The sequence below is a fragment of the Flavobacteriales bacterium genome, assembly GCA_013001705.1.
GTDB lineage: Bacteria > Bacteroidota > Bacteroidia > Flavobacteriales_D > JABDKJ01 > JABDLZ01.
The window spans coordinates 1-8,974 of record JABDLZ010000087.1 but is presented as its reverse complement, the minus strand read 5'-3'; the positions used below and the strand labels follow the sequence as shown (position 1 = coordinate 8,974).

Genomic DNA, 8,974 nt, shown 5'->3' with positions numbered 1-8,974 from the left:
ATGTAGGGGATGTCGAGCAGTTCTGCGACCATTCCACCTACTTGAGAACCATTATAATCGATGGTCTCCTTTCCGCAGAGAATGATATCGTAGCCCTTATCCTTCGCATAGTCAGCGATCTGCTGAGCCGTGTAAGCCGGGTCTTTAGCCTCTGTATCGATCCGCACAGCATCATCCGCACCGATGGCCAAGGCCTTACGGATGATAGCATCGTTGCTCGCATCACCCACCGTGATGGTAGTTACGCTACCTCCATGCGCTTCTTTCAGTTCCAGTGCCCTTACCAAGGCATACCACTCATCATAGGGGTTGATGATGAACTGCACGTCCTTTTCATCAAAGGCGGTATCGTTGTCGGTGAAGGCTATCCGTGATGTGGTATCGGGGACCTTGCTGATGCAGACCAAAAATTTCATGTGGAGCTCTTTTTTTAAAGTGGCGCAAATGTAAGAAGATGAAAGGCACAGAACCGCTGTCTGGAGTACACATCATATGCAGTGCATAGAGTGGGGGTGATAGACTTGAGAAAGCCCTTTGGAATTGCCGCGGTCTATGTACTTTTGGCATCCGTCAAACCAAGATAACAGACGTCATGAGAGAAGTCCAGTTCAGAGAGGCAGTGTGTGAGGCCATGAGTGAGGAGATGCGCAGGGATAAGAATGTTTTCCTACTCGGAGAAGAGGTGGCCGAGTACAATGGGGCCTACAAGGCCAGTAAAGGAATGTTGGATGAGTTCGGTCCAGAGCGTGTCATCGATACTCCTATCGCAGAATTGGGTTTTGCGGGAATCGCAGTTGGTGCTGCGATGAATGGACTTCGACCTATCGTTGAGTTCATGACCTGGAACTTTGCCATTCTAGCTGCTGACCAGATCATCAACTGTGCAGCTAAGATGCTGCAGATGTCAGGAGGACAGTTCCATGTCCCTATCGTATTCAGAGGGCCTAACGGACAAGCAGGTCAGTTGGCCGCTACCCATTCTCAGAGCTTTGAGTCCATGTATTCCCATTGGCCTGGACTGAAGGTGGTCACCCCATCCAATCCAGCAGATGCCAAGGGATTGTTGAAGTCAGCTATCCGTGATGATGATCCCGTGATCGTTATGGAGTCAGAGCGTATGTACGGTGATACAGGGGAGATTCCCGAAGGAGAATACCTGATTCCGATCGGAGTGGCCGATGTCAAGAAACAAGGGGACGATGTGACCATCGTCTCTTTTGGTAAGATCATGAAGACAGCTCTCGCTGCAGCAGGGGAGCTTGAGAAGCAGGGGGTCAGTGCCGAGGTGATCGACCTAAGAACCATCCGCCCATTGGATATAGACACTATAGTAGAGTCCGTGAAGAAGACCAATCGACTCATCATTTTGGAGGAGAGTCATCCAGTGAGTTCGGTCAGTACGGAGATCAGCTATCGCGTACAGCGACACGCATTCGATTATCTGGATGCACCCATTCGCAGATTATGTATGTCGGATACACCATTTGCATTCTCGATGCCATTGATCGAAGAAGCCCTCCCGCAGATCAGTGACGTAGTGCAGGCTGCCAAGGATGTGTCATACATCGGATGAGTGCTAGATGTGCATTCTATTAACTTTATCGATAGAATGTGGTCAGTCCGAATCTTGATCTGCCTCTCTGTACTCTCTCTCTGTGCATGTAAGCATGAGCCATTGGTTCCAGAAGTGATTCCTCCAGAGGGAGGAACTACAATAGCACAAGAATGCGATGCAGATAGCGTGTATTTCTCCAATCAGATCCTCCCATTATTCCAGTCGAGCTGCGCACTGAGTGGCTGTCATGATGCTGCTACGGCCGAGGATGGAATCGTGCTGGATAGCTACAGCAACATACTGGGTTCTGGAGAGCTGGTCCCCTTCGATACGGATGAGGGTGATATCTATGAGCTGATCACCGAGACCGATCCGGATAAGATCATGCCTCCTCCATCAGAGGCTCCACTTTCTCAAGAGCAGATCGATCTGATCGGACAATGGATAGAGCAAGGTGCTCCAAATAACGGTTGCGTCAATTGTGATTATCCAGAGGTATCTTTCTCAGGAACGGTCTTCCCACTGATTCAGAACAAATGTGAAGGGTGCCATAGTGGGACCGATCCAGAGGCAAATCTATCCTTGACCAATTACGATGAGGTCAGATTCTTGGTGGACAATAACTATTTGATAGAGGTCCTCAATGCAGAACCTGGTTATGTACCCATGCCTTATAACGGTAATCAACTCCCCCAGTGCGAGCGCGACATGATACAGCAGTGGATCGATGATGGAGCTCCAGATAATTGAGATGAGATATTCATTAGGTGCCATAGTTATTGTTCTATTGATCACTGGGTCGAACTCGTGCTATTATGATATCGAGGAAGAACTCTATCCCGACCAGTTCTGCGACACCACTACAGTTTCGAGCTATTCGGTCAAAGTCTCCCAGATATTGGACCAGCACTGCACGGGATGTCATGGAGGCACCAGTCCGACAGCTGGAGTTAACCTGGAAACGTACAATGGCGTGAAGCAACAAGTGGACAATGGCTCTCTGATCTGCACCATCACTCATGCTTCAGGTTGCTCGCCCATGCCGGATAATGCTCCCAAGATCCCGGCCTGCGATATCACGCAGATACAGCGTTGGATAGAGAGTGGTGCGCTCAACGACTGATCCTACACAGATTCATTCTCTTTTTTAGTCTTATTTACGGTTTGTCCACATAGAATTCCTGATGATCGAGCGAGTAGACATGACTCTATTTGCCCTGAATAGACAAAATCATATTTTTGCAGCCCCTTTTTCAGGGGTAAGGATTTTATTCTCAAACGCTTATAAATCAATTAGAGCAGATGGAAACGATATACTTAGTACCACTGATGGCCTTGATAGGCCTGATCGTCATGGTCATCAAGTCACGCTGGGTCAATGCACAGGACGCTGGAGATGAGAAAATGCAGACTTTGGCCAATCACATTCGAGAAGGCGCTCTAGCCTTTTTACATGCAGAATACAGGGTCTTGATGATCTTCGTAGTGATAGCAGGTATCCTCTTAGGGGTGGTCAGTAGTATGGTCGAGACCACACACTGGTTCATCGTGGTGGCATTCGTGATAGGTGCGATTTTTTCCGCTGTCGCTGGTAATATAGGTATGCGTGTAGCCACGGCTGCCAACGTTCGTACTACTCAAGCCGCTCGAACCAGCCTTCCTCAAGCTTTGAAAGTGTCTTTCAGTGGAGGTACCGTGATGGGCTTAGGAGTAGCCGGATTGGCAGTTCTGGGATTGAGCATGCTATTCATCTTCCTCTTCAGCTTTTTCATGGGAGGCGATTGGTCTCAAGGAGGTACCGATATGATGACAGTGGTACTCGAGACCTTGGCTGGATTCTCTCTAGGAGCTGAGTCCATCGCACTCTTTGCCCGTGTTGGTGGAGGTATCTATACAAAAGCAGCAGATGTAGGTGCTGACCTCGTAGGTAAAGTAGAAGCTGGAATTCCTGAGGATGACCCAAGAAACCCTGCGACCATCGCAGATAATGTGGGTGACAACGTAGGGGACGTAGCCGGTATGGGAGCTGACCTTTTCGGTTCTTATGTGGCCACTATGCTTGCCGCTATGGTGCTGGGTAACTACGTCATCCGGGATATGGGCGGTTCTATTGTAGATGAGTTCGGTGGTATCGGGACAATCATGCTTCCGTTGATCATTGCTGGTTTGGGGATCATCTTCTCCATCATCGGTACGATGTTCATAAGCATCAAAGACAATGACGCAAAAGAAAGCCAAGTACAAGGTGCCTTGAACAGAGGGAACTGGGCGTCCATCCTTCTCACTGCTGTAGCTTCATTCTTCGTGATCCAATGGATGCTTCCTGAACAGATGCAAATGGATTTCTTCGGTGAAGGAATTGTCACAGTCACTTCAATGGACGTTTTCTGGGCTGTGCTTATCGGGCTCTTCGTAGGAGGAGCTATCTCCTATATGACAGAATACTATACGGGTCTGGGAAAGAAACCGGTCTTGGAAATTGTACAGAACTCGAGTACAGGAGCAGCTACCAATATCATCGCTGGTCTTTCTACCGGGATGATCTCCACCTTGTATCCCATCCTCCTATTTGCAGGAGCTATCTGGGGAGCCTATGAGATGGCTGGATTCTATGGGGTGTCCATTGCAGCTTCGGCTATGATGGCGACCACGGCTATGCAGTTGGCCATCGATGCATTCGGACCGATCGCGGACAATGCGGGGGGTGTAGCTGAGATGAGTGGTCTACCGGAAGAGGTGAGGGAACGTACGGACATTCTTGATTCTGTAGGTAACACGACCGCAGCCATAGGAAAAGGATTTGCGATTGCTTCAGCTGCATTGACAGCTCTGGCACTTTTTGCGGCTTATGTGACATTCACAGGTATCGAGGGTATCAATATCTATAAGGCTGATGTACTCGCTGCCTTATTTGTGGGAGGAATGATCCCAGTCGTATTCTCTGCACTTGCCATGCGATCGGTAGGTAAGGCGGCCATGGAGATGGTCAAGGAAGTACGCAGACAGTTCAAGGAGATTCCTGGAATCATGGAAGGGACAGGCAAACCCGAGTATGGTAAATGTGTAGACATCTCTACCAAAGCAGCTCTCAGAGAAATGATGCTACCGGGTGCGATAACCATCATCACACCTATCCTCGTTGGTTTCATAATGGGAGCAGAAGCTCTTGGAGCGTATATGGCAGGTGTACTGGTCTCTGGTGTGTTGTGGGCCATCTTCCAGAACAATGCCGGTGGAGCTTGGGATAACGCCAAGAAATCGTTTGAAGCGGGAGTGATGATCGATGGTGAGATGACCTATAAGGGATCTGAGGCACATAAGGCTGCGGTAACTGGTGATACAGTAGGTGATCCGTTCAAAGACACCTCAGGTCCTTCGATGAATATCTTGATCAAGCTGACCTGCTTGGTCGGACTGGTCATCGCACCGATTCTTGGAGAGATGAGCGGGCAAGGGGCACATGGAAACGCACACAATGCGTCAGATATCGAAACCGCGGTAAAAGTGACCACTGTAGATGGTGTTCAGCATACTGCACTTACCAGCTCGGCTGGGCCTAAATCCACACTGCTCATCAATAATGAAGGATTTGAGCTGAGTGGTGAGGATATTCAGGCACAGTGGTTCGGTTCTAAGATCACCGGTGCTAACCATTCTGGCACGATACAAGGAAAGAAGGGCGAAGTCAGGGTAGAAGAGGGAGTGATCTCAGGTACGGTTGTGTTGGATATGACAACTTTACAGGCCACGGATCAATCCGATGAAAAGAATACAAAGCTGACCGGTCACCTCAAGTCTGATGATTTCTTCGCGGTAGACGAATACCCTGAGGCCAGCTTTGAGATCGAACCTATTGCTATTGACGAAGGAGTGAATAGCAATAGTATCAATGGTAAAGGAGTACTCACTCTTAGAGGTAAGAGCGATCGAGAAGGTTTCGAAGGATATCTGACCAAAACCGATGGAGGATACCTTCTCGAGGCTAAAATGACCTTTGACCGCTCGAAGTATGATGTTAAATATGGATCTGGGTCTTTCTTTGAAGATCTGGGAGACGATATGATCAGTGATGAGATAGGAGTCAAGGTCATCATGTCATTGAGATAAGGAATATCAAGTATTGAAATGAGAAAGGGCGGTCATTCGACCGCCCTTTTCTTTTGTTCATTTCCTTTTGAAGGATTTCCTTTCAGCCTATCACGCAGGTTCGAATAGACCGTGGATCTCAGAATCCACTGCATTGATGATTTCTCCTAGATCCTCTTTGTCATCTCTGAAGCGGTTGTTGTCCACATCGATGATCAACAAGTTCCCTGCATCATAGGTTGATACCCAAGCTTCGTATCTTTCATTGAGTCGCTTGAGATAGTCCAAGCGAATGGCTTCTTCATACTCTCTTCCACGCTGCTGGATGTTGTTGACCAACGTAGGAACGCTCGCACGTAGATAAATGAGAAGATCCGGTGGACCGATGAAGGCCTCCATGGATCGGAAGAGCGAGAAGTAGTTCTCAAAATCACGTGTGGTCATCAATCCCATAGCATGCAGGTTGGGTGCGAAGATGTGCGCATCCTCGTAGATCGTCCGGTCCTGGATGATATCCTTGGAATTCTCACGCAGTTCGATAATCTGATTGAATCTGCTATTCAGAAAATAGATCTGCAGGTTGAAAGACCAACGTTGCATATCGTTGTAGAAGTCATTTAAATAGGGATTGTCTTCCACTTCCTCGAAGTGAGCATCCCATTTGTAGTGTTTGGCCAGTAGATTGGTCAAGGTAGTCTTTCCAGAACCGATATTTCCTGCTATTGCGATATGCATTTTGTCTCCTTTTTACGTCTTACACGAAGTTAGGGAAAGAGCAGCGAAGACCCGTCAAATGTGAATAACTCAGTCGAATAGTGAATTGAGATCCACGCTATGGATGATATTTCCATCTCCCCAATAGACCTTGCCTTTCTCTACATCGAATGCTTGGACTTCTGAAGGGAGATCGGCCTCACGTAGGGGAAGTAAGCCCTTCTTGTCACTTCGGATGATACTCTTGTGAGTACTCACATACACCGCGTCATCTGTTACGTCCATATCACTCAGCTTTCCATCAAAGGGAAGTGTGAGCAGGTGATTGGCAAAATAGTCGAAGACGACTACCCCGAGTTGCGGGTCAGCTATATAGAGCTTGTTGCCTGAGATACTCATACTGATTGGCTGGAGGTCATTGCCTAGAATAACAGCCAGATTTCCACTTCTTTCCAGTATCTCGAAATTCTCATCGAATCGGAATACCTCGAACTGTACGGCATCATAGGCCCAAAAGCTATTGTCATTGGAAATGCACACGGCTGTCACATTGGGATAACCGGCCTGATTGAGATCATATAACGGAGCGTGAGGGCTCAAGGTGTTATCCACTAACTGGAAGCCGGGAATGTCCTTGTAGAAGATGAGTGACTCCAGAGATGAGCTTCTATCGATGGTACTCATTTCACCCAATAGGTCCTCCGAAAAGTGCTTCATCAGTCGGCCCTCCGGTGAATAGAGGTCCAGACCTTCATCGGAGAGGGTGAGTATCTGACCTAGATTATTGACCTTGAATGAATGATGTTCGATGGCATACTGGCTCATCCCGAGAGCGTGTATCCCACAGGTCATGAAGAGCAGTAAGACTCTCATGATACGCTTGCATATGAGGCTGTTCCCTCCAATATAGACTCGATATGTACTCTGGTATTCGATAGTCTGGGCACCTTGTGCTGACCGCCCAGCTTGCCTCTAGAGCGCATCCAATCATAGAACGTGCCAGAGGGCATCACCCGTATGACCGGTGATCTGAGATTGAAGTCCTTGGTGCGTTTGGCATCGTAGTCAGAGTTGAGTGTACGCAAGGCATGATCCAACTCAAGACCAAAAGCGTTGATATCCGCAGGTTGCTGAGTGAATTCGATCAGCCATTCATGCCCACCATTCTTACGGTTCTCCATGAAGATCGGCCCTACGGTGTAGTCAGCTACCTCTGCGCCACATTTTTCGCATGCAATGCGTAGTCCGCGTTCTACATTGTCTATCATCAGTTCCTCCCCGAAAACATTGATGTGCTGTTTTGTACGTCCGGCCACCTTGATGCGATAGGGCTTCACTCCGGTGAACTCCACCGTATCTCCGATGCGGTATCGCCAGAGGCCTCCATTGGTGCTGATGACCAATTCATACACCTTGCCTTTTTCGACTTCATCCAGCCCTACACTTCGGGGGTGTTCCTTGTCCATTTCTTCGAGGGGTATGAACTCGTAGAAGATACCGTAGTCCAACATCAGCAGCATATCATCCACACCGGGTCTATCCTGTATTCCGAAGAACCCTTCGGAGGCATTGTAGGTCTGGATATACTGCATGTTCTTATCTGGGATGATGCGCTCATATTGCGAGCGATAGGGTTCGAAGCTGACCCCTCCATGCATGTAGAGTTCTAGATTGGGCCATACGTCCAGTAGATTGTCTGTTCCCTTCAATTCCAGAATTCTATTGATGAGTACCAGTGTCCAGCTAGGTACACCGGATATCACAGTTACATCTTCATTCATGCTGGAGAGGGCCATTTTCTCCATCTTCTCTTCCCAGTTATCGTGCAAGGCGATATCCCGTCCAGGAATCCTGCGGAACTCCACCCAAAGGGGAAGATTCTTGATGATGATGGCAGAGAGGTCACCCGTATACGAATCTTCTCGGATCTCATGCATCTGACTGCTACCACCCAGCACTAAGGTCTTTCCGTTGTAAATCTTGGATTTCGGGTGATTATTGACGTGAAGGCCTAGGAGGTCTTTCCCCCCTTTGAAATGACAGTCTTCAAGCGAGTCTGTGGAGACTGGGATGAGTTTACTGCGATCATTGGTGGTCCCACTACTTTTTGCAAACCACTTGGTCTCTCCCGGCCAGAGGACATCCGGTTCTCCTTCCATCATGAGGGCAACATCCTTTTTGATGTCATCGTAGGTCTGGAGCGGAACTGCACGTTTGAAATCAGCGACCGAGCTAACATTCTTGAAATCGTAGCGTTTTCCGAATCGCGTATGCTGCGCCTGTGTGGTCAGTTGATCCAGGACATCCCGCTGAACTTCATGTGGGAATTTCATGAAGAGTTCTATCTGGTGGACCCTCTTCTTGATCAGCCAGCCGAATATGGTGGAGAATGCGAGCAACATTCTTCCAAAAATAAGCCCTCAGTACGTCTTTGTATATGAGTTCAGTAGGAAAATGTCTCTTTTCCTAATCTGGTGAGTCTGTATGACTCATTTCACTTGATCTCAATGAGGAAGGGGAGACGTGCTTGTATCCCACTCCATGAGGTGATATCCTGATAGGCTTTCACCTTACGATACAGCCCCATATCCGAACCGCTTAGTTCTTTCAGCACATCGA

The 8,974-nt window shown here is 48.3% G+C and carries 8 protein-coding genes; 4 read left to right on the top strand and 4 right to left on the bottom strand.

The window, feature by feature from the left end; all coding sequences use genetic code 11:
* Positions 1–416 (bottom strand): electron transfer flavoprotein beta subunit/FixA family protein (locus HKN79_03445; GenBank protein ID NNC82607.1); only part of this gene is annotated, 416 nt, incomplete at its 3' end.
* 176 nt (positions 417–592) lie between these two features.
* On the opposite strand from HKN79_03445, the gene HKN79_03440 reads away from it, so the two are divergent.
* From HKN79_03440 to HKN79_03425, 4 genes are all read left to right on the top strand, one after another.
* A complete protein-coding gene (locus tag HKN79_03440; protein ID NNC82606.1) occupies positions 593–1,573 on the top strand; it encodes a pyruvate dehydrogenase complex E1 component subunit beta in 981 nt (326 codons plus the stop codon).
* A 36-nt stretch (positions 1,574–1,609) separates the two neighbouring features.
* Complete coding sequence (locus HKN79_03435; protein NNC82605.1) at positions 1,610–2,305, top strand: hypothetical protein; 696 nt, start codon at positions 1,610–1,612, stop codon at positions 2,303–2,305.
* 1 nt (position 2,306) lies between these two features.
* Complete coding sequence (locus HKN79_03430; GenBank protein NNC82604.1) at positions 2,307–2,678, top strand: hypothetical protein; 372 nt, start codon at positions 2,307–2,309, stop codon at positions 2,676–2,678.
* Between the two features lie 179 nt (positions 2,679–2,857).
* The gene (locus tag HKN79_03425) at positions 2,858–5,662 is read left to right on the top strand and encodes a sodium-translocating pyrophosphatase (GenBank protein NNC82603.1); all 2,805 of its coding nucleotides are present in this window, start codon (positions 2,858–2,860) and stop codon (positions 5,660–5,662) included.
* 90 nt (positions 5,663–5,752) lie between these two features.
* On the opposite strand, the gene HKN79_03420 is transcribed toward HKN79_03425, so the two are convergent.
* The 3 genes from HKN79_03420 to HKN79_03410 all read right to left on the bottom strand — a co-directional run bounded on the left by HKN79_03420 (position 5,753) and on the right by HKN79_03410 (position 8,754).
* Entirely contained in the window at positions 5,753–6,376 is a 624-nt protein-coding gene (locus HKN79_03420) for a deoxynucleoside kinase (GenBank protein NNC82602.1), read from the bottom strand.
* Between the two features lie 69 nt (positions 6,377–6,445).
* Positions 6,446–7,228 carry a hypothetical protein gene (locus HKN79_03415; protein NNC82601.1) on the bottom strand — a complete coding sequence of 261 codons (783 nt, stop codon included), beginning with the start codon at positions 7,226–7,228 and terminating at the stop codon, positions 6,446–6,448.
* Positions 7,225–8,754, bottom strand: coding sequence for a GH3 auxin-responsive promoter family protein (locus HKN79_03410; protein ID NNC82600.1), 1,530 nt, complete (start codon positions 8,752–8,754; stop codon positions 7,225–7,227). Before HKN79_03410 ends, HKN79_03415 begins: the two co-directional genes overlap by 4 nt.
* Between the last annotated feature and the right edge of the window lie 220 nt (positions 8,755–8,974).

What these genes read in the sequence shown, in the direction of transcription:
- HKN79_03440 (NNC82606.1), top strand. Translation starts at nt 593, where the DNA reads ATGAGAGAAGTCCAGTTCAGAGAGGCAGTGTGTGAGGCCATGAGTGAG.
- HKN79_03435 (NNC82605.1), top strand. Translation starts at nt 1,610, where the DNA reads ATGTGGTCAGTCCGAATCTTGATCTGCCTCTCTGTACTCTCTCTCTGT.
- HKN79_03430 (NNC82604.1), top strand. Translation starts at nt 2,307, where the DNA reads ATGAGATATTCATTAGGTGCCATAGTTATTGTTCTATTGATCACTGGG.
- HKN79_03425 (NNC82603.1), top strand. Translation starts at nt 2,858, where the DNA reads ATGGAAACGATATACTTAGTACCACTGATGGCCTTGATAGGCCTGATC.
- HKN79_03420 (NNC82602.1), bottom strand. Translation starts at nt 6,376, where the DNA reads ATGCATATCGCAATAGCAGGAAATATCGGTTCTGGAAAGACTACCTTG.
- HKN79_03415 (NNC82601.1), bottom strand. Translation starts at nt 7,228, where the DNA reads ATGAGAGTCTTACTGCTCTTCATGACCTGTGGGATACACGCTCTCGGG.